Source organism: Burkholderia sp. BCC1985 (genome assembly GCF_905339915.1).
In the GTDB taxonomy this organism is placed as follows: Bacteria; Pseudomonadota; Gammaproteobacteria; order Burkholderiales; family Burkholderiaceae; genus Burkholderia.
The window spans coordinates 77,160-96,991 of the sequence record NZ_CAJPGY010000015.1; the positions used below are offsets into that span (position 1 = coordinate 77,160).

Annotated in this window: 21 protein-coding genes; 13 read left to right on the plus strand and 8 right to left on the minus strand. The window is 68.4% G+C overall.

The window, feature by feature from the left end; all coding sequences use genetic code 11:
• The first annotated feature begins 3 nt into the window (after nucleotides 1-3).
• Together fliJ and U4Z31_RS17380 are read left to right on the plus strand one after the other, a co-directional pair.
• A complete protein-coding gene (gene fliJ, locus U4Z31_RS17375) occupies nucleotides 4-462 on the plus strand; it encodes a flagellar export protein FliJ (protein WP_321803196.1) in 459 nt (152 codons plus the stop codon).
• 31 nt (nucleotides 463-493) lie between these two features.
• Nucleotides 494-1,867, plus strand: a complete 1,374-nt coding sequence (locus U4Z31_RS17380) for a flagellar hook-length control protein FliK (RefSeq protein WP_321810939.1) — start codon at nucleotides 494-496, stop codon at nucleotides 1,865-1,867.
• 43 nt (nucleotides 1,868-1,910) lie between these two features.
• On the opposite strand, the gene U4Z31_RS17385 is transcribed toward U4Z31_RS17380, so the two are convergent.
• The gene (locus tag U4Z31_RS17385) at nucleotides 1,911-3,551 is read right to left on the minus strand and encodes a GMC family oxidoreductase (RefSeq protein ID WP_044847858.1); all 1,641 of its coding nucleotides are present in this window, start codon (nucleotides 3,549-3,551) and stop codon (nucleotides 1,911-1,913) included.
• Between the two features lie 217 nt (nucleotides 3,552-3,768).
• On the opposite strand from U4Z31_RS17385, the gene U4Z31_RS17390 reads away from it, so the two are divergent.
• Both U4Z31_RS17390 and U4Z31_RS17395 read left to right on the plus strand, forming a co-directional pair.
• Entirely contained in the window at nucleotides 3,769-4,233 is a 465-nt protein-coding gene (locus U4Z31_RS17390; RefSeq protein WP_321810940.1) for a hypothetical protein, read from the plus strand.
• A 39-nt stretch (nucleotides 4,234-4,272) separates the two neighbouring features.
• Nucleotides 4,273-5,715: a coniferyl aldehyde dehydrogenase gene (locus U4Z31_RS17395; RefSeq protein ID WP_044847857.1), complete on the plus strand. Its 1,443-nt coding sequence runs from the start codon at nucleotides 4,273-4,275 to the stop codon at nucleotides 5,713-5,715.
• Nucleotides 5,716-5,794: 79 nt separating this feature from the next.
• On the opposite strand, the gene U4Z31_RS17400 is transcribed toward U4Z31_RS17395, so the two are convergent.
• A complete protein-coding gene (locus U4Z31_RS17400; RefSeq protein WP_321810941.1) occupies nucleotides 5,795-6,826 on the minus strand; it encodes a serine/threonine protein kinase in 1,032 nt (343 codons plus the stop codon).
• 49 nt (nucleotides 6,827-6,875) lie between these two features.
• Entirely contained in the window at nucleotides 6,876-7,088 is a 213-nt protein-coding gene (locus U4Z31_RS17405) for a hypothetical protein (protein WP_011886311.1), read from the minus strand.
• An 832-nt stretch (nucleotides 7,089-7,920) separates the two neighbouring features.
• On the opposite strand from U4Z31_RS17405, the gene U4Z31_RS17410 reads away from it, so the two are divergent.
• The gene (locus tag U4Z31_RS17410; protein ID WP_321810942.1) at nucleotides 7,921-8,802 is read left to right on the plus strand and encodes a DMT family transporter; all 882 of its coding nucleotides are present in this window, start codon (nucleotides 7,921-7,923) and stop codon (nucleotides 8,800-8,802) included.
• 307 nt (nucleotides 8,803-9,109) lie between these two features.
• On the plus strand, nucleotides 9,110-9,295 hold the full coding sequence (locus tag U4Z31_RS17415; protein ID WP_014895742.1) for a hypothetical protein: 186 nt from the start codon (nucleotides 9,110-9,112) through the stop codon (nucleotides 9,293-9,295).
• 115 nt (nucleotides 9,296-9,410) lie between these two features.
• Here the strand turns inward: U4Z31_RS17415 and mgrA are convergent, their stop codons facing one another.
• Nucleotides 9,411-10,454: an L-glyceraldehyde 3-phosphate reductase gene (gene mgrA / locus U4Z31_RS17420; RefSeq protein WP_124486683.1), complete on the minus strand. Its 1,044-nt coding sequence runs from the start codon at nucleotides 10,452-10,454 to the stop codon at nucleotides 9,411-9,413.
• 184 nt (nucleotides 10,455-10,638) lie between these two features.
• Here mgrA and U4Z31_RS17425 point away from each other — a divergent pair, with 184 nt between their 5' ends.
• Nucleotides 10,639-10,845: a DUF3185 family protein gene (locus U4Z31_RS17425; RefSeq protein ID WP_044847854.1), complete on the plus strand. Its 207-nt coding sequence runs from the start codon at nucleotides 10,639-10,641 to the stop codon at nucleotides 10,843-10,845.
• A gap of 157 nt (nucleotides 10,846-11,002) precedes the next feature.
• On the opposite strand, the gene U4Z31_RS17430 is transcribed toward U4Z31_RS17425, so the two are convergent.
• Nucleotides 11,003-11,776: a phytanoyl-CoA dioxygenase family protein gene (locus U4Z31_RS17430; RefSeq protein ID WP_257773986.1), complete on the minus strand. Its 774-nt coding sequence runs from the start codon at nucleotides 11,774-11,776 to the stop codon at nucleotides 11,003-11,005.
• A 353-nt stretch (nucleotides 11,777-12,129) separates the two neighbouring features.
• Between U4Z31_RS17430 and U4Z31_RS17435 the strand changes: the two genes are divergently transcribed.
• Nucleotides 12,130-12,471 carry a hypothetical protein gene (locus tag U4Z31_RS17435; protein WP_044847852.1) on the plus strand — a complete coding sequence of 114 codons (342 nt, stop codon included), beginning with the start codon at nucleotides 12,130-12,132 and terminating at the stop codon, nucleotides 12,469-12,471.
• Between the two features lie 118 nt (nucleotides 12,472-12,589).
• Here U4Z31_RS17435 and metK read toward each other — a convergent pair whose 3' ends face one another.
• Nucleotides 12,590-13,777: a methionine adenosyltransferase gene (gene metK, locus U4Z31_RS17440; protein WP_044847851.1), complete on the minus strand. Its 1,188-nt coding sequence runs from the start codon at nucleotides 13,775-13,777 to the stop codon at nucleotides 12,590-12,592.
• Between the two features lie 265 nt (nucleotides 13,778-14,042).
• Here metK and lpxL point away from each other — a divergent pair, with 265 nt between their 5' ends.
• On the plus strand, nucleotides 14,043-14,927 hold the full coding sequence (lpxL, locus tag U4Z31_RS17445; RefSeq protein ID WP_321810943.1) for a lauroyl acyltransferase LpxL: 885 nt from the start codon (nucleotides 14,043-14,045) through the stop codon (nucleotides 14,925-14,927).
• A 20-nt stretch (nucleotides 14,928-14,947) separates the two neighbouring features.
• On the opposite strand, the gene U4Z31_RS17450 is transcribed toward lpxL, so the two are convergent.
• Both U4Z31_RS17450 and U4Z31_RS17455 read right to left on the minus strand, forming a co-directional pair.
• On the minus strand, nucleotides 14,948-15,250 hold the full coding sequence (locus U4Z31_RS17450; protein ID WP_044847849.1) for a HigA family addiction module antitoxin: 303 nt from the start codon (nucleotides 15,248-15,250) through the stop codon (nucleotides 14,948-14,950).
• A gap of 14 nt (nucleotides 15,251-15,264) precedes the next feature.
• On the minus strand, nucleotides 15,265-15,543 hold the full coding sequence (locus U4Z31_RS17455) for a type II toxin-antitoxin system RelE/ParE family toxin (protein WP_044847848.1): 279 nt from the start codon (nucleotides 15,541-15,543) through the stop codon (nucleotides 15,265-15,267).
• Between the two features lie 419 nt (nucleotides 15,544-15,962).
• Between U4Z31_RS17455 and dapF the strand changes: the two genes are divergently transcribed.
• The 4 genes from dapF to U4Z31_RS17475 all read left to right on the plus strand — a co-directional run bounded on the left by dapF (nucleotide 15,963) and on the right by U4Z31_RS17475 (nucleotide 19,825).
• The gene (gene dapF, locus U4Z31_RS17460; RefSeq protein ID WP_124486686.1) at nucleotides 15,963-16,832 is read left to right on the plus strand and encodes a diaminopimelate epimerase; all 870 of its coding nucleotides are present in this window, start codon (nucleotides 15,963-15,965) and stop codon (nucleotides 16,830-16,832) included.
• Nucleotides 16,833-16,871: 39 nt separating this feature from the next.
• Nucleotides 16,872-17,600, plus strand: a complete 729-nt coding sequence (locus U4Z31_RS17465) for a DUF484 family protein (RefSeq protein WP_321810944.1) — start codon at nucleotides 16,872-16,874, stop codon at nucleotides 17,598-17,600.
• Nucleotides 17,601-17,613: 13 nt separating this feature from the next.
• Nucleotides 17,614-18,534, plus strand: a complete 921-nt coding sequence (gene xerC, locus U4Z31_RS17470; RefSeq protein WP_044847845.1) for a tyrosine recombinase XerC — start codon at nucleotides 17,614-17,616, stop codon at nucleotides 18,532-18,534.
• A gap of 76 nt (nucleotides 18,535-18,610) precedes the next feature.
• Nucleotides 18,611-19,825 carry a class I SAM-dependent rRNA methyltransferase gene (locus U4Z31_RS17475; RefSeq protein ID WP_321810945.1) on the plus strand — a complete coding sequence of 405 codons (1,215 nt, stop codon included), beginning with the start codon at nucleotides 18,611-18,613 and terminating at the stop codon, nucleotides 19,823-19,825.
• Nucleotides 19,826-19,832 lie beyond the last annotated feature (7 nt).

Consider the following 19,832-nt stretch of genomic DNA (forward strand, 5'->3'; position numbering starts at 1 on the left):
CCGATGGCACACGGCTTTCCCCTTCAACTGCTGCTCGACCGCGCGCAGGAAGATCTCGACACGGCCGCGAAGCAGCTCGGCACCGCGCAGCGCGACCGCACCGCGGCCGCCGAGCAGCTCGATGCGCTGCTGCGCTATCGCGACGAATACCACGCACGCTTCGCGCAGTCCGCGCAGAGCGGGATGCCGGCCGCCAACTGGCGCAATTTCCAGGCGTTCATCGACACGCTCGACGCTGCGATCGCGCAGCAGCGCAACGTGCTGGCCGCAGCTGAACGCCGCATCGACGAGGCGCGCCCGAACTGGCAACAGAAGAAACGCACCGTCGGCTCCTACGAAATCCTGCAGGCGCGCGGCGTCGCGCAGGAAGCGCAGCGTACCGCGAAGCGCGAACAGCGCGACGCCGACGAACACGCCGCGAAGATCCTGCGCATGCGGGCCGACGCCGCCCGCTCGGCGTAGCCGCTCACCGCTTTCGAACGAGAGAATCGTCATGCCTCCCCTGCCCCTGCTCGGCGCGCTGCTCGACACCGCCGGCACCGCACTCAAGGCCGTCCGCGACGCGGGTTCGTCGGCCGCCGCCGGCAAGACCAACGGCAACGATGCCGCCGCCAGCCCGGCCGCCGTGCCGTTCGCGCAGACGCTGAAGCAAAGCGTCGACACGCGGCACGACGTGGCGACTGCCGGCAAGCCGGACGCCACGACGAAACAGGTGTCGGCGACGCTGGCCGCCGGCACGAAGCCGTCCGGCACGGGCGACGACAAGCCGACCGACGACGCGAACGCGACGCCCAATCCCGACGCCGCCGCGCTCGCAGCGGCCGCCGCCGTGCAGGCGCAGCTGCTGGCTCGCACGAACGACGCGGCGCCGGCCGATGCCGACAGCACCGCCACTGCCGCGCAGACGACGGCCGTGTCCGGCCAGCCCGACGCCACGGCCGCGCTGACGAATCATGCCGGCAAGGATGCGGCCGCCGAGCCGGCTGCCCCCGCGCCGGGTCGCGACGCGCTGCAGACCGCACTCGCGAAGCTGACCGGCGGCGCGGGCGCGATCGCGATGCCCGCGACGGGCGCGGCGGCGGGCGCGGCGGCGGCCGCAGCGCCCGCACCGGCAGCGACGACGTCGGCCTCGGCCGCCGCCCCGCTGGCGCCGAAGGTCCCGACGTTCGACCGCGCGCTCGCCGACGCGAAAGGCGCGCCCGCGACGCAGCAGCCCGCCACGCAGGCCGCCGCACCGGCGCTGCAGGCCGGCGCAACGGCCCAACCCGCCGCGCAACATGCATTCGCGGCCGCCGAAGAAACCGCCAGCCCGGCCGCCGACGCAACGGTCGCTGCCGCCGCCACGGCTGCGGCAGCCGCCCAGGCGAACCTCCAGGCATCGCCCGCCGCAAGCACGATCGCCGCGGCCAACCCGCACGTGCTGGCCCCGCACGTCGGCACCGCCGACTGGACGGATGCGCTGAGCCAGAAGGTCGTGTTCCTGTCGAATGCGCACCAGCAGAGCGCCGAGCTGACGCTGAACCCGCCGGACCTCGGCCCGCTGCAGGTCGTGCTGCGCGTCGCGGACAACCACGCGCATGCACTGTTCGTATCGCAGCACGCACAGGTGCGTGACGCGGTGGAAGCCGCGCTGCCGAAGCTGCGCGAGGCGATGGAAGCGGGCGGGCTCGGCCTGGGCAGCGCGACGGTCAGCGACGGCGGCTTCGCGTCGCAGCAGCAGAACCCGCAGCAAAGCTTCGCCGGCGGCCGGTCGTCGCCGCGCGCGCGCGCCGGATCGTCAGCCGTCGACGCACCGCTCGACGCCGCGCAATCCGCATCGGCCGCCGCCACCGTGAGCCGCGCGGGCCTCGTCGATACGTTCGCCTGAGCATCGCGTCGCTCGCGTGCCGGTATGTGCCGGCATGTGCCGCTCAGCGGCCGTGCGCGGCCGCGGCCGCCTCGCCGCGCGGCACGCCGCCCCGGCGCGCCGCGACGATGAAGTCCGCCGCGCGTTCGCCGATCATCACCGACGGCGCATTCGTGTTCCCGCCGATCAGCGTCGGCATCACCGACGCATCCACCACCCGCAGCCTTTCGACGCCCCGCACGCGCAGTTGCGGATCGACGACCGCGCGCGCATCCGAGCCCATCCGGCAGGTGCCGACCGGGTGATAGATCGTGTCGGCGTGCGCGACGATCGTCGCGCGCAGCTCGGCTTCGCTCTGGCCCGCGCGCGTGTACAGCTCGCGCCCGCCCTGCGACGCGAGCGGCGCCTGCGACAGGATCCGGCGCATCGCCTGCGCCCCGCGCACGAGCAGGTCGAGATCGCGCGTATCGCTGAAGAAACGCGGATCGATCAGCGGCGCGTCGCGCGCATCGCCGCTCGCGAGCGCGACCGTGCCGCGGCTGAACGGGCGCAACGCGCACACGTGCAGCGAATAACCGAAGCCCCAGTGCATCTTGCGGTTGTGATCGTCGACGAGCGCCGTGCAGAAATGCAGTTGCAGGTCCGGACGATCGAGCGACGGATCGCTCTTGATGAAGCCGCCGGCCTCCGCGACGTTGCTCGTCATCATCCCCGTGCGGCTCGAGAAATAGCGCGCGAGCGCCGGCGTCATCTTCGCGATCCCGCGCAGGCAGATGCCGACCAGCTCCGACGAATTCACGCGCGTGTTGATGATGAAGTCGATATGGTCGATCAGGTTGGTGCCGACATCCGGCGCGTCCTGCACGACCGCGATCCCGTGCCGGCGCAGTTGTTCCGCCGGCCCGATCCCCGAGCACATCAGCAGTTGCGGCGAATTGAACGCGCCGGCCGACAGGATCACTTCCGCGCGCGCGCCGAGCGTCTCGACGCGTCCGTCGCGCGACACCACCACACCGACCGCGCGCTTGCCGTCGAAGCCCACGCGCAGCACCGTCGCATCGGTGATCACATGCAGGTTCGGCCGGTCGCGGTCGTAGATGTACGCACGTGCAACGCTGCAGCGCGAGCCGTCGCGATGCGTGACCTGATAGAAGCCGACGCCTTCCTGCGTCGCGCCGTTGAAGTCGTCGTTGAGCGGATAACCGGCCGCGTGCGCGGCCTGGATGAATCGTTCGGAGAACGGATTGCGAAAGCGCAGATCGGACACCGTCAGCGGCCCGTCCGCACCGTGCCAGGCGTCGGCGCCGCGCGCGTTGCCTTCCGCGCGGCGGAAATACGGCAGCACGTCCTGCCAGCCCCAGCCCGTCGCACCGAGTTGTGCCCACTCGTCGTAGTCGCCCGGATGGCCGCGCGTGTAGATCATCGCGTTGATCGCGCTCGAGCCGCCCATTCCGCGTCCGCGCGGCTGGTAGCCGCGGCGGCCGCCGAGGCCCGGCTGCGGCACCGTTTCGTAACCGTAGTTCGTGCCGAGCTTGAACGGCACGAGCGCCGCGATCCCCACCGGCATGTTGACGAGCAGGTTGCGCGCCGTGTGCGAACCGGCCTCGATCAACGCGATCGTCGCGTCGGGGCATGCATCGGCGAGGCGGCTCGCGAGGCTCGACCCGCCCGATCCTCCGCCGACGATGATGTAGTCGTATTGCATGTCACGTCTCCTTCGTGTCATGAACGGCACCCGGCGCGGCCCGGCTCCCGCTTGTAATGTTCGGGCATTGTAGGAATGGCCGTCGCGCGCGCGGCACGCCGATTCAAGAGCGATTCCTCTAAACGCCCGCGTGAACTAAATTTAAGATGTATCGATGAATTCGACGCGATGCAGCGGCCGCCAGAAGCCGCGCCGTCGCGAAACTGGGGAGACGACGATGCAGCGCGACGTACTGCAGGCCGCGTGCCGACCGGGTTGCCCGGACGCACCGCGCGCGGCCCGCATTTCATTTCAAACGGGTGCCTTGGCGGTGACGTGCAACACCGTGCGCGCGGCCGGTCGAAATCGAACGACGCCGCGTATCGCCGACCGTTTGAACGGCGCGTCGCATGTGCGGTTCGCCCTGCCGATTCATGCATCGTCGCGCGCATCGCGCGATGCCGCTTCGGTGCGCCGGCAAGCATCGGCAATTCGCGATCGCGCACCATTCGGAAGTCGCAGCGAGCCGTACGCGCACCCCGGGCGATCCCGTTTTCGAACACGAATACCGTCGCGCGGATACGACGCTTGCCGCACGTTGCACCCTGTTTTCGACCGTGCATTGCATCCGGCCCCGTGCCGCGCGACGCGCGCCATCCCGACCCGCCCCACCACGCTCGCCGAGCGGGTACGTGCGGCCTGACTGCTGGCCGACGTGCCACGCCCAACTGGAGTAGACGACATGAAGAACGACCTGCCCGAACTGGCCCCGCAAACGGCGCCGTCGGTCGATGCGCTGACGTCGCTGCTGCGCGACCAGCGCGCGGCCTACCTGCGCGCGCCGTATCCGGAGTGGGACACCCGCGCGCAGCACCTGCGCGCGCTGCGCACGATGCTGCTCGATCACGCGGATGCGCTCGCCGATGCGATCAGCGCCGACTTCGGGCATCGCGCGAAGCAGGAAGTGCTGCTGTCGGAAATCTGGATGGCGAAGGAAGAGATCGACGATGCGCTCAAGCACGGCAAGCGCTGGATGAAGCCCATCCGCAAGCCGATGAACAAGTGGTTGCGGCCGGCGCGCGCGAAGGTGCTGCCGCAGCCGCTCGGCGTGGTCGGCATCGTCGTGCCGTGGAACTATCCGCTCCTGCTCGCGGCCGGGCCGCTGATCTGCGCGCTCGCGGCCGGCAACCGCGCGATCATCAAGATGTCCGAACTGACGCCGCGCACGTCGGCGCTGTTCGAGCAACTGATTGCGAAGACCTTCTCGCGCGACCACGTCGCGGTCGTGAACGGCGATGCGGAGATCGGCGCCGCATTCAGCGCGCTGCCGTTCGATCACCTGCTGTTCACCGGGTCGACGCACGTCGGCCGCCATGTGATGCGCGCCGCGGCCGACAACCTCACACCCGTCACGCTCGAACTCGGCGGCAAGTCGCCGGCGATCGTCGGTCCGAATGCGCGCTTCGATGCGGCCGTCGACGCGATCATCGGCGGCAAGACGCTGAACGCGGGCCAGACCTGCATCGCGCCCGACTACGTGCTGCTGCCGCGCGGGATGGAAGCCGCGTTCATCGAGCGGGCACGAGCGCGCTTCGCGAAGCTGTATCCGGACCTGTCGACCAACGGCGACTACACGACGATCGTGTCGCCGCGCCATTACGCCCGGCTGCAGCAGTTGGCGACCGACGCGCAGGCGGCAGGCGCGCAATTGCATCCGCTGTCGGACGCGCAGTCCGATCCCGCGTCACGCCGCTTCGTGCCGTGCGCGGTCACGCACGTGCCGGCCGCATCGCAGCTGATGCAGGAGGAAATCTTCGGACCGTTGCTGCCGCTCGTGCCGTACGAGCGGCTCGACGAGGCGATCGCGTACGTGAACGCGCGGCCGCGGCCACTCGCGCTGTACCTGTTCGACGAGGATGGCGGCACGGTCGAGCGCGTGATGCGCGAAACGATCTCGGGCGGCGTGACGGTGAACGACGCACTGCTGCACATTGCGTGCGGCAGCCTGCCGTTCGGCGGCGTCGGCGCGAGCGGGATGGGCGCGTATCACGGCTACGACGGCTTCGTGACGTTCTCGAAGATGAAGCCCGTGCTCACGCAGGCGCGTCTGAATACCCGTGGGCTGATCGCACCGCCTTACGGCAAGCGCTTCGCCGCGGTCATCAGGATGATGCTGAAGTTCTGAGCGATGCGGGCCGCGGGCCACGCGCGCCGGCCCGCCCACGAACGCCGCGCGGCGACGCTGCCGCGCGCGCCGTCGCACGTCACACGGGCCAGAGCGGCCCTTCCTGCATCGCGCCGATCTGCTCGCGCAGCTCGAGCACGCGTGCTTCCCAGTAGCGATGCGTGTTGAACCACGGGAACGCGGCCGGAAACGCCGGATCGTCCCAGCGGCGCGCCAGCCAGGCCGCGTAGTGGATCAAGCGCAGCGTGCGCAGCGCTTCGACCAGATGCAGCTCGCGCGGCTCGAATTCGCAGAAGTCCTCATAACCGGCGAGCAGGTCCGCGAGCGCGCGCGACGCGCCTTCGCGATCGCCCGGCAGCAGCAGCCACAGATCCTGGACGGCGGGCGCCATCCGGCTATCGTCGAAGTCGACGAAATGCGGGCCTGCGTCGGTCCACAACACGTTGCTCGGATGGCAGTCGCCGTGCGTGCGCAGCAGGCGAATCTCGCCCGCACGCTCGAACGCGGCCTCGACGCCTTCGAGCGCGAGGTTCACCGCCGTCTCGTAGGCGGGCCGGACATCGTCGGGAAGAAAATCGTGCGCGAGCAGGTAGTCGCGCGGCTCGTAGCCGAACGTGCGTATGTCGAGCACCGGACGCGCGACATACGGCTCGGTCGCGCCGACCGCGTGAATCCGGCCGATGAAGCGGCCGAGCCATTCGAGCGTGTCGCTGCGGTCGAGATCGGGCGCGCGGCCGCCGCGCCGCTCGAAGATCGAGAAGCGGAAGCCGTCGAACGCGTGCAGCGTGCGGCCGTCGAACACGCGCGCGGGCACCGCCGGAATCTCGCGCGCGGCGAGTTCGGCGACGAACGCGTGTTCTTCCAGGATCGCGTCGTCCGACCAGCGCGCGGGCCGGTAGAACTTCGCGACGACCGGCGGGCCGTCTTCGATGCCGACCTGGTAGACGCGGTTCTCGTAGCTGTTGAGCGCGAGCAGGCGCCCGTCGGTGCGCAGCCCGGACGGCATCAGCACGCTGTCGAGCGCGTCGAGCACGCACTCGGGCGTGAGGCCGGCGAACGGCGGGCCGGCAGGAGCTGCGGGGGCGGAAGTGTCGTCTTTCATGCCCCGCATTGTGCCGTCAGCCGCGCCGAAACACGAGCGCCCGGTGCGGCACGCGCGCTCAGTGGATCGCGGCGCCGGCCGGCAGCACGGATTCGCCGGTGTCGATCAGGTCCTCGAGAAAGAACGGCTCGGTGTTGAGTTCCTTCGACTCGCCCGGCACGCCCGCGTACCAGGTCACCATGGCCATGTCGCCCAGAACGCGCTGAACGATGCCGCGCGCGCCCTTCGGCACTGCGATATGGGTAGTGCAGACAATCGACCCGACATGCATGATGGTTCCCCACTCTTGAAACTTGAAACCCGGCTCGCTGGCGAGCCGGCAAATGCACGATCCGCGCCGCCCTCGTCGGGGTGTTGCGCGTGATCCCATTGTTCACGGTTTATCGAAGCGCGAAAAGAAGAAGAAGCAGGCGAAGTGCCGCGAATTCGTCGAATGTCTCCAATCAACCACTGCGCCGCGCGTGCGCTTGCACGGGCGGATACCCCCATCATACCCTGTCGAATGTGACCGTCCGCCGAATCCGGCCATACGCGCGGCGCGCACGCGAATCGCACGACAGGCGTATCGTCTGCCCTTTGCCCGGTCGCGAGGAGACTTCGCGTGAGCGCAGCGAACGGAACCACGCCCGCGGCCTCGCGCCTCAATGCCGCGTCTCCTTTCCTCGAACAAGACTCACGCGGCTACCGACGCGCGGCGTGCGGCGTGATGTCGTAGTGTCATCGTGTCGTGGCGCCATAGCGCATGGCGATGCCGGTGCGCCGCCGGTTGCGCTGCACGACCGCCTTGCGTTACCTTTGACGTTCATTCGCGTTCAAGCGCATTTCGACACGATGCATCCGCTCACGTCCGCTCTCGCAAAATCCAGGCCGCAGTTCGACTCGCGGCCGCAGGCGTGCGCGCATCCGTCGGTCCTCCCTCCTCCTGTCGCACCGCCGCTCGTCGGCGCCGCGCCGCCCCCGCCGGCGGCACGCGTCGGCTGACCAGCCGGCTTTCGGTTTCCGTTTTCCATTTGCCCGTTCGGGCCGTTCGTGCGTGATCGCGCACGACGCGTTCCCGCACGCGCGACATGTAACGTTTCGATCCGTTCGACAGGTGGATTCACATGGTTTCGTTCAAACGCGCGCTCGCCGCGCATGGCGTGACGTCGCTCTTCGTCCTGCTGTGGAGCAGCGGCGCGATCTTCGCGGAACTCGGTCTGCATCACGCATCCGCGTTCGTCTTTCTCACCGCGCGATTCGCGCTCGCGTCACTCGTGCTGCTCGCGCTGGCCGTCATGCGCGGACGCTGGCTGCCGCCACGCGGCGAGCGCCGCATGGCCGCGCTGACCGGCCTGCTGATGATGGGCGGCTATTCGATCTTCTACCTGCTCGCGCTCGACCGCGGGATCGCGCCGGGCGTGCTCGCGACGATCCTCGGCGTGCAGCCGATCCTCACGCTCGCGATCGTCGAGCGGCGCTGGCAACCGATGCGTATCGCCGGGCTCGGGCTGTCGCTGGCCGGTCTCGCGCTCGTCGTGTGCCGCGGCGTGGGCGGTGCCGGCCTGCCGGTCATCGGCGTCGCCTGCGCGCTCACGGCGCTCGTCGCGCTGACCGCCGGCTCGCTGCTGCAAAAGCGCGTGCGCGCGGCGCCTGCCGACGTGCTGCCGCTGCAGAACGCGATCGGCCTCGCGCTGTGCGTGGCGATCCTGCCGTTCCGGCCGATCTCGCTCGAGATCGGCTGGGCGTTCGTCGTGCCGCTGCTGTGGCTCGGGATCGTGATCTCGGTGATCGCGCAGTTGCTGTTCTACCGGTTGATGCAGCGCGGCGATCTCGTCAACGTGACGAGCCTGTTCTATCTCGTGCCCGTCGTCACCACGCTGATGGACGCGCTCTGGCTCGGCAACCGGCCCGAACCGCTCGCGCTCGCCGGCATGGGGGCGATCGTCGGGGGCCTCGCGCTCGTGTTCCGCACGCCCGCCGTTCGCGCGCAACCCGATCGCGCATAAGCGGCCGGGCTGCCGCGCCCGCGGATGCGGCAGCCCGTAGCGAACACGTACGACGTTTCCGCGCCAATCGAAAGGAACGGGAAAGACTTGCGCAAGGCATTCGTCCAGTTCGCGGAAAAAATGCGGAATCCCCCGGGTTTTCCGCATACTTTTAATGGTTCGGATAGCGAAAAACGCAGCGAGCTTGCCTATACTCGAACTGTCCGAGCCGCTCGCAATCGCGAATCGGTCGGCCGAACAAGAGAAATGCCCGGCATGGGGCTGGAAGACGCGCATGCGCCTGTTCCGGCCGACTACGGAGACACGCATGACGACCTATTTCACGATCGGCGACTTCATCCTGTTGATTCCGATGGCGCTGGCCGGAGCGCTATTTCTCGGCGCGGTGCCGTGCGCAACCGAATTCCGCCACAACCTGCTGCGCGTGCTCGGCGTCATCCTCGGCGTCGGCGTTGCGGTATTGCTCGTCGAGGGCCTGCCTGCACTCCTCTAGCCACGCGTCGGCGCGCGGCGGTCACGTCGCTGCATTGCAGCGACGCGACGGCGTGCGTGCGCGGCGATACGGCATGCAATGCTTCGCATCCCGTATCAGCCGTCGTTGCTGCCGGTCAGATCGCCTGATCGGTGGACGGCTTTTCCCACAGATTGATGCCACCCTCGATCGCATGGCGATCGATCTCCGCGAGTTCGTCGGCCGAGAATTCGAGATTCTTCAGCGCGCCGACGTTTTCACGCACCTGCTCCGCACGGCTCGCGCCGATCAGTGCGGACGTCACGCGGCCATTGCGCAGCACCCACGCGAGCGCCATTTGCGCGAGGCTCTGCCCGCGCCGCTCGGCGATGCCGTTGAGCTTGCGCACGTGCTCGAGGTTCTCCGCGCTCAGGTGATCCTGCTTCAGCGAGCCGCCGCCCGGTTTGTTCACGCGTGCGTCGTCCGGCACGCCGTTCAGGTATTTCGACGTCAGCAGCCCCTGCGCGAGCGGCGTGAACGCGATGCTGCCCGTGCCGATCTCGTCGAGCGTGCCGAGCAGGTCCGGCTCGATCCAGCGGTTCAGCATGTTGTACGACGGCTGGTGGATCAGCAGCGGCACCTTGTATTGCGCGAGCAGTTCGGCCATCTCGCGCGTCTTCGCGGCCGAGTACGACGAGATGCCGATATACAGCGCCTTGCCCTGCTGCACGGCCGATGCGAGCGCGCCGGCGGTTTCCTCGAGCGGCGTGTGCGCGTCGAAGCGGTGCGAATAGAAGATGTCGACGTAGTCGAGGCCCATGCGCTGCAGGCTCTGGTCAAGGCTCGCGAGCACGTACTTGCGCGACCCGCCGCCGCTGCCGTACGGCCCCGGCCACATGTCCCACCCGGCCTTCGTCGAGATCAGCAGCTCGTCGCGGTACGGCCGGAAATCTTCCTTCAGCAGCCGGCCGAAGTTGGTTTCGGCGCTGCCGTACGGCGGCCCGTAGTTGTTCGCGAGGTCGAAGTGATTGATGCCGAGGTCGAACGCGGTGCGCAGGATCTCGCGCTGCGTCGCGATCGGCGTCGAGTCGCCGAAGTTGTGCCACAGGCCGAGCGACAGGGCGGGCAGTTTGAGCCCGGATTTGCCGCAGGTGCGGTATTGCATGTCGGCATAACGTTCGGAAGCTGCTTCGTAGGCCATGAGTCGGTTCCGTCAGGACGTCGGGGAAGGGACGCGCGCCGCGCGCGAACATCACGCGCCGGCGGCGAAGGAAACATACGACGGCTATGGTAGCGAACGTGGCCGATGCGCGCACGGCAATGGACGCGGCTGCGCGCGTCGCCTACACTGCGGCGTCTCGAATCACCGTTACAGCGAGGTTGGTATGTCCCGGGTCATCTCGGTTGCGCTGCTCGTCGGCGGCGTCGTGCTGCTGTATTTCGGCGGCCAGTCGTTCCATTCGATCAACGACAACGTGTCGCGCTTCTTCACCGGCTCGCCCGCCACGAAAACGATCCTGCTGATCGCCGGCGGCGCCGTCGCGATGCTGATCGGCCTGATCGGCCTCGCAATGCCGGCCAACAAGCGCTGATCACGCAGCCGCGCGACGCACGACGACGTGCCCGCCTCGCGCGATGCGGGCCGCACAAAACGCAACGGGCGGCCAGGCCGCCCGTTTCTTCATCCGCTCACGCGGCCGCGCGCCGCATCGAACCATCGACGCGGCTGCAGCGCCGCCCGAACCGCTGCTAGAACTGCACTTCCGGCTTCGCCGCCGAACGCGTGCCCGGCATCGGCCGGTTGCTCACGCCGTGATACGTGTAGACGAGCGAGAACTTCACCTGGTCGGAGCGGTTCTGCCCCGCCGAATGCAGCGTGTTGCAGTGGAAAAACACGACGTCGCCCGTCTGGAGCGGCGGGCAGGTTGCCGCGTCGATCATCTTGCGGTTTTCCGGCAGGTCGCTGCGGAAGAACTTCGCGTCGTCGAACGCTTCCGGCCCGAATTCGGCCGTGTGCGAGCCCGGCACCAGCCAGAGCGCCCCGTTTTCATTCGTTTCCGGGCCGAGCGCGAGCCACACCGACACCATGTCCGCACGTTCGAACGACCAGTAGCGGAAGTCGCGATGCCAGCCCGTCAGGCTGCCGTACGCCGGATGCTTCGTCATCATGCAGTTGTGATGCGCGCGCGACAGCACCGGCTGCTCGCCGAAGTACTCGCGCATCCACGCGCCGATTTCCGGCGCGATCGCGCGCTCGGCGAACGCCGGATCGCGCGTGTAGGCGTCCAGCAGCCGCCGCACCGTATGCCCGCCCGGCGCATGCTTCGACTCGGGCGCGCCCGGGTAGCGCAAATCCGCCTCGAACTCGATCGGCTCCGCCGCTTCCTGCAACTGGCGCGCCGCGATCTGCTTGAGCGTCGCGCACTGCGCTTCGCCGACGAGGCCGCGCGCGACGACGAAGCCGCGTTCGCGCAATTCCGCGACTTGCGCGCGGATCGATTCCGACTGCAATGAAGACGACATGGGATGCCAGACGTTTATTGTGTGAATGTGACGATTGTAAATCGGCGCCGGATGCCGCGAACAGCGCCATTGTCGTACGCAGGGGCATGCCAATCGCCGATTTGATCTGGCTCAAGGGAACTGTGCGGCGCCGCGCGAGCCTCAGCGACAGGCGGTATGCGACGACACGCTTGCGGCACAAGGGTTTATCGCGACTTTTGCACGTCATGAAACCCCGGTAGCCTGTCGCGGCCTGTCAATTCTGGCGGGCGCGGCGCGCAACGACTTTCGGTAAGATCCGTTGCGCCATCCGAGGCCGTTCATACCAGTGCGCTCTTCAAGGGCGCCATCCATACAAGCGAAGCATCGTTCACATGCCATTCCGTCTGACTTCCCGTCTCAGCCGCGCTGCGAAGCGCGTCGTGCCGTCCGCTCCCGCCCGCCCGCTGCGCCATCACCGCGCGCGCACGCAGGCGCTCGCCGAGCACACGCACGCACATAGCCGGCTGGACGGCATCCGCGCGTGGTTCCACGCGTTCTTCTCGATGATGAGCGCACAGGCGTTCGCCCGCCGCGCCGGCCTGCGCTCGCTGCTGCAGAAGCCGTCGTCGCTGCGCGCGCTCGCGCTGCGCCGCACGCTGGGCCCGCAGCGCCGCGTCAATCGCCCGCGCCGCCTCGCGGCGAGCAACGGCTGGTTCGGGTTCGGCGCGCGCTGAAGCCGAGCCGGCGGCACGCTGCCCGCCACGATCGTCGCGCGCGCCGTCATTCCGCCGGCGTGCGACGCGCAAAAAAAACCCCGGCATGCCGGGGTTTTTCGTTTCAGGCGGACGACGCTTATGCGACGCGTGCCGTCGGCTCCACGCCAGCCGCTTCGGCCAGCGCGAGTGCCTTGTCGGTTGCTTCCCACGAGAATTCCGGCTCGTCGCGGCCGAAGTGGCCGTAAGCGGCCGTCTTCTCGTAGATCGGGCGCAACAGGTCGAGCATCTTGATGATGCCCTTCGGACGCAGGTCGAAATGCTCGCGCACGAGCTTCGTGATCACCGCATCCGACACGCGGCCCGTGCCGAACGTGTTGACCATCACCGAGGTCGGCTCGGCAACGCCGATCGCGTACGACACCTGGATCAGCGCGCGCGATGCGAGGCCTGCTGCGACGATGTTCTTCGCGACGTAACGGCCGGCATACGCCGCCGAACGGTCGACCTTCGACGGATCCTTGCCCGAGAACGCGCCGCCGCCGTGCGGTGCGGCACCGCCGTAGGTATCGACGATGATCTTGCGACCCGTCAGGCCGCAGTCGCCCTGCGGGCCACCGATCACGAACCGGCCGGTCGGGTTCACCAGGAACTTGATGTCGCCCTTGATCAGGTCGGCCGGCAGCGTCGGCTTGATGATTTCCTCGATCACGGCTTCGCGCAGCGCCGGCAGCTCGATGTCCGGTGCGTGCTGCGTCGACAGCACGACGGTGTCGATCGAATCGGGCTTGCCGTCGACGTAGCGGACCGTGACCTGCGACTTCGCGTCCGGGCGCAGCCACTGCAGGCGGCCGTCGCGGCGCAGGCTGGCCTGGCGCTCGACGAGACGGTGCGACAGGTAGATCGGCAGCGGCATCAGTTCCGGCGTTTCGTCGCATGCGTAACCGAACATCAGGCCCTGGTCGCCCGCGCCTTGATCGAGGTTGTCGTCATGCGCGCGGTCGACGCCTTGCGCGATGTCCGGCGACTGCTTGTCGTACGCGACGAGCACCGCGCAGCCCTTGTAGTCGATGCCGTAGTCGGTGTTGTCGTAGCCGATGCGCTTGATGGTGTCGCGCGCGATCTGGATGTAGTCGATGTTGGCCGTCGTGGTGATTTCACCGGCCAGCACGACGAGACCCGTGTTGCACAGCGTTTCGGCCGCAACGCGGGAGTATTTGTCCTGCTCGAGGATGGCGTCGAGAATCGCGTCCGAGATTTGGTCCGCGACCTTGTCCGGATGGCCTTCGGAGACGGATTCGGACGTGAAGAGATAATCGTTTGCCACTTTTTCAGGCTCCTGTGTGGTTACGGTGGGTTTCACGTAGCCAGCTTCGTTGGGCCTGAAGCGGCGACGCTTTAGCGGATTACCAGGACCGGGCAGCGCGCTTCGCGCCAGCCGGCTTCGCCCCGCAAGTTGTCAGTTAACTCGGCGAAGCCCGTATTATAGCGGCTTTCGTGAATTGTCACAGAGCGCCACACGTGCTGCATCGTCCGCTGTCCTCCCCCCCTGTTCGCAACGCGCCGGCCAGCCGGCCCCACGGAGATTCCGCATGCTAGGCCGCCTCGGCACGCACCTCGCCATCGGCTTGCTGAAGCTGCTCGCCCTGCTGCCGTACGGTCTGACCGCACGGTTCGGCGACGGCCTCGGCTGGCTGCTGTACCAGATTCCCAGCCGGCGAAAGCGCATCGTACATACCAATCTGAAACTCTGCTTCCCCGACTGGAGCGACGAACGGCGCGAGGAAGTGGCGGGCCGGCATTTCCGCCACGCGATCCGCAGCTACGTCGAGCGCAGCGTCCAGTGGTTCGGCTCCGAGCGCAAGCTCGCGAAACTGATTCAGGTCGACAGCGCGGTCGATCTCACGGACCCCGATCTGCCCCCGACGCTGTTCCTGGGCCTGCATTTCGTCGGCATCGAAGCCGGCTCGATCTGGCTGAACCGTTCACTGCAGCGCCGTTGCGGATCGCTGTACCAGCCGTTCTCGAATGCGATCCTCGAGGAAGAAGCGAAGAAGGCGCGCGGGCGTTTCGACGCCGAGATGGTCGGCCGCGCGGACAGCGCGCGCGTCGTGCTGCGCTGGCTGCGCGACCGCAAGCCGGTGATGCTCGGTGCCGACATGGACTACGGGCTGCGCAATTCGACGTTCGTACCCTTCTTCGGCGTGCCCGCGTGCACGCTGACGGCCGTCGGCCGGCTCGCGAAGACGGGCCGCGCGCAGGTCGTGCCGTTCATCGGCGAAGTGCTGCCGAACTACCGGGGTTACCGGCTGAAGGTGTTCAAGCCGTGGGATCACTACCCGACCGGCGACGACGATCTCGACGCGCGGCGGATGAACGAATTCCTCGAAGAGCAGATTCCGCTGATGCCCGAGCAGTATTACTGGGTGCACAAGCGCTTCAAGACGCGCCCGCCCGGCGAGCCGAGCCTCTACTGAGTCGAACCGCGGGCGCGTCGTCAGATACGCGCCTGCACCCTCGCCACCTTCGGCGCGCCTTTCGCGCGCGCCTGCCAGAGATCGTAGGCCGACTGCTGCGCCAGCCACAGATCCGCCTTCCCGCCGTTTTCCTCGCCCAGCCACGCTTCGAGACGCAGCGCCATTTCAGGCGAGATGCCGGCATGGCCGTGCAGGATGCGCGACAGCGCCGCGCGCGTGACGCCGAGCTGCGCGGCGGCTTCGGTGACGGTCAGGCCGAGCGCCGGCAAGACGTCGTCGCGCAGCGCCTCGCCCGGATGGGGCGGATTGAAGATGCGAGTCATGGCGTTGAATGACCTCAGTGATAGTCTTGATAGTTGACCAGGACGACATCCGGGCCCTCGAATCTGAACGTCAGGCGCCAGTTGACGCTCACGCTCACCGAGCAGTAACCCTCCAGCCCGCCGGCGAGGCCATGCAGGCGCCAGCCGGGTACGTTCATGTCGAACGGCTGGCTCGCCATGTCGAGACGGGCAAGCTGGCGCCGCAACCTCGGGGCATGATCCGGCCGGATGCCAGCCTTGCTCCCGTTCGTGAAAAACGCTTCCAGCCCCTTGTGCTGCCATGACTTGATCATGGGCCTCCCACACTCGAGTGCGATTCGACGGCATGGCCCACATGGCGTATAGCCAGACTATACGAATCGCCTGATTGATTTGTCAATTTGACCGGTACGAAAACAGGCACGCGGCAAAATCCCGTGCACTGGCAACGCCGGGCAGCATGCTGCCGGATTCACCTGTCCCGACAACGCTCGCCACATCGCACCACCTCAATCTGCCGACTCCCTGCCCACGCGACCAGTCAGCCGATCGGCCGGCATCGCCGAGCTCCGCCGCCCGAACGACGGCCGGCGCCCCGCCCGCGCAGGACGCCCCTGTCGGCTGCATGTATCATTTGCGGTTGAGATCAGCACGACGAACGACGCCGCCCGGCATGACGGCGCGCCGCGTCCGTCGTGCCGGCCGCCCTGTTCGCCATGGAATTCCGGACCCAGTGAAACTCTCGTTCACCAAGATGCACGGCGCGGGCAACGACTTCGTCGTGCTCGACAGCTATTCGCGCGCGCTGCCGCCGCTCACCGAGGCGCAGGTGCGCGCGCTCGCCAACCGACACTTCGGCATCGGCGCCGACCAGTTGCTGCTCGTCGAGAAACCGACCGTCGACGGCGCGGATTTCAAGTACCGGATCTTCAATTGCGACGGCGGCGAAGTCGAACACTGCGGCAACGGCGCGCGCTGCTTCGTGAAGTTCGTCAGCGACCGCGGCCTGACCGACAAGCGCAGCGTGCGCGTGCAGGTGATGAAGGGGCTGATCACGTTGACGATGCAGGACAACGGCGAAGTCGTCGTCGACATGGGCGCGCCCGTGTTTGCGCCGGCGGAGGTGCCGTTCGACGCCGCGGGGCTCGACGGCCGGACGGAAGGCAACGACACGCTGTGGCCGCTCGACGTCGGCGGCCACACGCGCTGGATCTCGACGGTGTCGATGGGCAACCCGCACGCGGTGCAGGTCGTCGACGACGTCGAAGCGTATCCCGTGCTCGACGAAGGCCCGCTGATCGAGCGCCACGCCCGCTTCCCGCAGCGCGTGAACGCCGGCTTCATGCAGATCGTGTCGCGCAGCGAGGTGAAGCTGCGCGTGTACGAACGCGGCGCGGGCGAGACGCTCGCGTGCGGCACCGGCGCGTGCGCGGCGGTGGCGGCCGGCATCCGGCGCGGCCTGCTCGATTCGCCGGTGACCGTGCACACGCATGGCGGCACGCTGACGATCGGCTGGGGCGGCGCGCGCGACGAAGCCGCCGCGCTGATGATGTCCGGGCCCGCCACCACCGTGTTCGAAGGCGAGATCGACCTGAACGTCTGACCCTTCAACGTCCCGATAACCGAAGAACGCTCCAGCCACATGAACGATCGCGAAGTCGCCGACTACCTGCTCGCCAATCCCGAATTCTTCGCGCAACATGCGGAATTGCTCGCGACGATCCGTCTCGCGAACCCGCACGGCAAGGCCGCGATCTCGCTGCAGGAGCGGCAGATGGAGATGCTGCGCGACAAGAACAAGCATCTCGAGCGCCGGCTCGCCGAGCTCGTGCGCTACGGCCACGAGAACGACAGCCTGTCCGCGAAGTTCAGCCGCTGGACCGCGCGCGTGATCGCGGAACGCGACCCGTACGCGCTGCCGCGCACGGTCGCCGAAGGCATCGCCGACGTGTTCGACGTGCCACAAACCGCGCTGCGCGTATGGGACGTCGCCGACACCTACGCGCAGGCCGATTTCGCGCGCCAGGTCGGCGAGGAAGTGCGCCTCTTCACGAACGGGCTGTCGACGCCGTACTGCGGCGCGAACACCGGATTCGAAGCAGCGCAGTGGCTCGCGCCCGCGCTCGCGGCGCCGGCCGCGAATGCGGCGGAAGGCGCCGAAGCCGCGCCGGCCGGCGACGGCGGCGCGGCCACGTCGGTCGCGCTGCTCGCGCTGCGCGCGCCGCTCGGCGGGACCGATGCGCCCGCGTTCGGCCTGCTCGTGCTCGGCTCGCCCGATCCGCGCCGCTTCCACGACGGGATGGCGACCGACTTCCTCGCGCAGATCGCGACGCTCGCGAGCGCCGCGCTCACGCGCCTGCTGCCGCATTGAGATCGCTCCCGCGATGACCGACGATCCGATCGCCGCCTACCTGTCGAACCTGAAACACGTCAGGCAGCTGTCGGAACACACGCTGCGTGCGTACACGCACGAACTCGACGAACTGAAGAAACTCGCCGCCGGCCGCCCGCTCGACGCGCTGACGGCCGCCGACATGCGCGGCGCGGTCGTGCGCGCGCACGCGGGCGGCTTGTCCGCTCGCTCGATCTCGCACCGGCTTTCCGCATGGCGTGCGTTCTATCGCTGGCTCGCGCAGCGCATCGAGATGCCCGCGAATCCCGTTGCCGGGGTGCGCGCGCCCAAACGCGAGAAATCGCTGCCCAAGGCGCTGTCGGTCGACGATGCGGTCGCACTCATGGATACGCCGCTCGCCGGCACGACCGAAGGCATCCGCGATCACGCGATCCTCGAGCTGTTCTATTCGTCCGGGCTGCGCCTCGCGGAGCTGGTCGGGCTCGACGTCATGTACACGCAGGCCGACGGCTACCGCTCGGCCGGCTGGCTCGATCTCGCCGAAGCCGAAGTCACCGTGCGCGGCAAGGGCAACAAGGAGCGCAAGGTGCCGGTCGGCCGCAAGGCGATCGAGGCGCTGAACGCGTGGCTCGCGGTGCGCGGCGAATTCGTGAAGCACGATCCGCATCCGCTGTTCGTGTCCGTGCGCGGCAACCGGATGGCGCCGGGCGTCGTGCGCGACCGCGTGAAGCGCGCGGCGCTGGCCGCGGGCATCCCCGCCAACGTTCACCCGCACGTGCTGCGCCATTCGTTCGCGACGCACGTGCTGCAGTCGAGCGGCGACCTGCGCGCGGTGCAGGAGTTGCTGGGCCACGCGAGCGTCGCCGCGACGCAGGTCTACACGTCGCTCGACTTCCAGCATCTCGCGAAAATTTACGACAGCGCGCATCCGCGCGCGAAGAAGCGCGACTGACGCGCGTCCCGCCCTACCCGCCGCGCGCGGCGGCCGGCAACGGCCGGCGCCGTCCGCGGCCCCAATCGATCCGATCATGCAAACCGTCACACTCAGACCGTCCAAGGAAAAATCGCTGCTGCGCCGGCATCCGTGGATCTACGCCAATGCGATCGACCGCGTCGACGGCACGCCCGCCCCCGGCGCGACCGTGGTCGTGCGCGCGCACGACGGCCGCTTCCTCGCGCGCGGCGCGTACAGCCCGCAGTCGCAGATCCGCGTGCGCGTGTGGAGCTTCGACGAGAATGAGCCGATCGATCACGCCTTCTTCAAGCGCCGCGTGCAGCGCGCGGTCGCGCACCGCACGACGATGGTGTCGGGCACGGGCGCGGTGCGGCTCGTGTTCGGCGAAGCCGACGGGCTGCCGGGGCTGATCGTCGACTACTACGTCGCGGACACGGCCGAGCCGGGCGCCGCGCCGCGCGGCCAGCTCGTGTGCCAGTTCATGGCCGCGGGCGTCGAGGCATGGAAGGATGCGATCGTCGCGGCGCTCAGCGGCGCGACCGGCTGCCCGAACGTGTACGAACGCTCGGACGTGTCGATCCGCGACAAGGAAGGGCTCGCGCAGACGACCGGCGTGCTCGCCGGCGACGCGCCGCCCGCGACGCTGATCGCGAACGAAAACGGCGTGCGTTATCACGTCGACGTGCCGAACGGCCACAAGACCGGCTTCTACGTCGACCAGCGCGACAACCGCGCGCTCGTCGCACAATACGCGGACGGCCGCGACGTACTGAACTGCTTCTGCTACACGGGCGGCTTCTCGCTCGCGGCGCTCAAGGGCGGCGCGAAACGCGTCGTGTCGATCGACTCGTCGGGCGACGCGCTCGCGCTCGCGCAGCAGAACGTCGTCGCGAACGGTTTCGATCCCGACCGCGCGACCTGGCTCGACGCGGACGCGTTCAAGACGCTGCGCCGCCTCGTCGACGAAGGCGAGCGCTTCGACCTGATCGTGCTCGATCCGCCGAAGTTCGCGCCGACCCGCGACAGCGTCGATCGCGCGTCGCGCGCCTACAAGGACATCAACCTGAGCGGCTTCAGGCTGCTGCGTCCGGGCGGCCTGCTGTTCACGTACTCGTGCTCGGGCGCGATCGACATGGACCTGTTCCAGAAGATCGTCGCGGGCGCGGCCGCCGACGCGAAGGTCGACGCGCGGATCCTGAAGCGGCTCGGCGCGGGCGTCGATCACCCGCTGCTCGCCGCGTTCCCGGAAGGCGAATATCTGAAGGGGCTGCTGTTGCAAATCGTCTGATCGCCCC

Coding starts and splice junctions, on each gene's coding strand:
- fliJ (WP_321803196.1), top strand. CDS start 4: ATGGCACACGGCTTTCCCCTTCAACTGCTGCTCGACCGCGCGCAGGAA.
- U4Z31_RS17380 (WP_321810939.1), top strand. CDS start 494: ATGCCTCCCCTGCCCCTGCTCGGCGCGCTGCTCGACACCGCCGGCACC.
- U4Z31_RS17385 (WP_044847858.1), bottom strand. CDS start 3,551: ATGCAATACGACTACATCATCGTCGGCGGAGGATCGGGCGGGTCGAGC.
- U4Z31_RS17390 (WP_321810940.1), top strand. CDS start 3,769: ATGCAGCGCGACGTACTGCAGGCCGCGTGCCGACCGGGTTGCCCGGAC.
- U4Z31_RS17395 (WP_044847857.1), top strand. CDS start 4,273: ATGAAGAACGACCTGCCCGAACTGGCCCCGCAAACGGCGCCGTCGGTC.
- U4Z31_RS17400 (WP_321810941.1), bottom strand. CDS start 6,826: ATGCGGGGCATGAAAGACGACACTTCCGCCCCCGCAGCTCCTGCCGGC.
- U4Z31_RS17405 (WP_011886311.1), bottom strand. CDS start 7,088: ATGCATGTCGGGTCGATTGTCTGCACTACCCATATCGCAGTGCCGAAG.
- U4Z31_RS17410 (WP_321810942.1), top strand. CDS start 7,921: ATGGTTTCGTTCAAACGCGCGCTCGCCGCGCATGGCGTGACGTCGCTC.
- U4Z31_RS17415 (WP_014895742.1), top strand. CDS start 9,110: ATGACGACCTATTTCACGATCGGCGACTTCATCCTGTTGATTCCGATG.
- mgrA (WP_124486683.1), bottom strand. CDS start 10,454: ATGGCCTACGAAGCAGCTTCCGAACGTTATGCCGACATGCAATACCGC.
- U4Z31_RS17425 (WP_044847854.1), top strand. CDS start 10,639: ATGTCCCGGGTCATCTCGGTTGCGCTGCTCGTCGGCGGCGTCGTGCTG.
- U4Z31_RS17430 (WP_257773986.1), bottom strand. CDS start 11,776: ATGTCGTCTTCATTGCAGTCGGAATCGATCCGCGCGCAAGTCGCGGAA.
- U4Z31_RS17435 (WP_044847852.1), top strand. CDS start 12,130: ATGCCATTCCGTCTGACTTCCCGTCTCAGCCGCGCTGCGAAGCGCGTC.
- lpxL (WP_321810943.1), top strand. CDS start 14,043: ATGCTAGGCCGCCTCGGCACGCACCTCGCCATCGGCTTGCTGAAGCTG.
- U4Z31_RS17450 (WP_044847849.1), bottom strand. CDS start 15,250: ATGACTCGCATCTTCAATCCGCCCCATCCGGGCGAGGCGCTGCGCGAC.
- U4Z31_RS17455 (WP_044847848.1), bottom strand. CDS start 15,543: ATGATCAAGTCATGGCAGCACAAGGGGCTGGAAGCGTTTTTCACGAAC.
- U4Z31_RS17465 (WP_321810944.1), top strand. CDS start 16,872: ATGAACGATCGCGAAGTCGCCGACTACCTGCTCGCCAATCCCGAATTC.
- xerC (WP_044847845.1), top strand. CDS start 17,614: ATGACCGACGATCCGATCGCCGCCTACCTGTCGAACCTGAAACACGTC.
- U4Z31_RS17475 (WP_321810945.1), top strand. CDS start 18,611: ATGCAAACCGTCACACTCAGACCGTCCAAGGAAAAATCGCTGCTGCGC.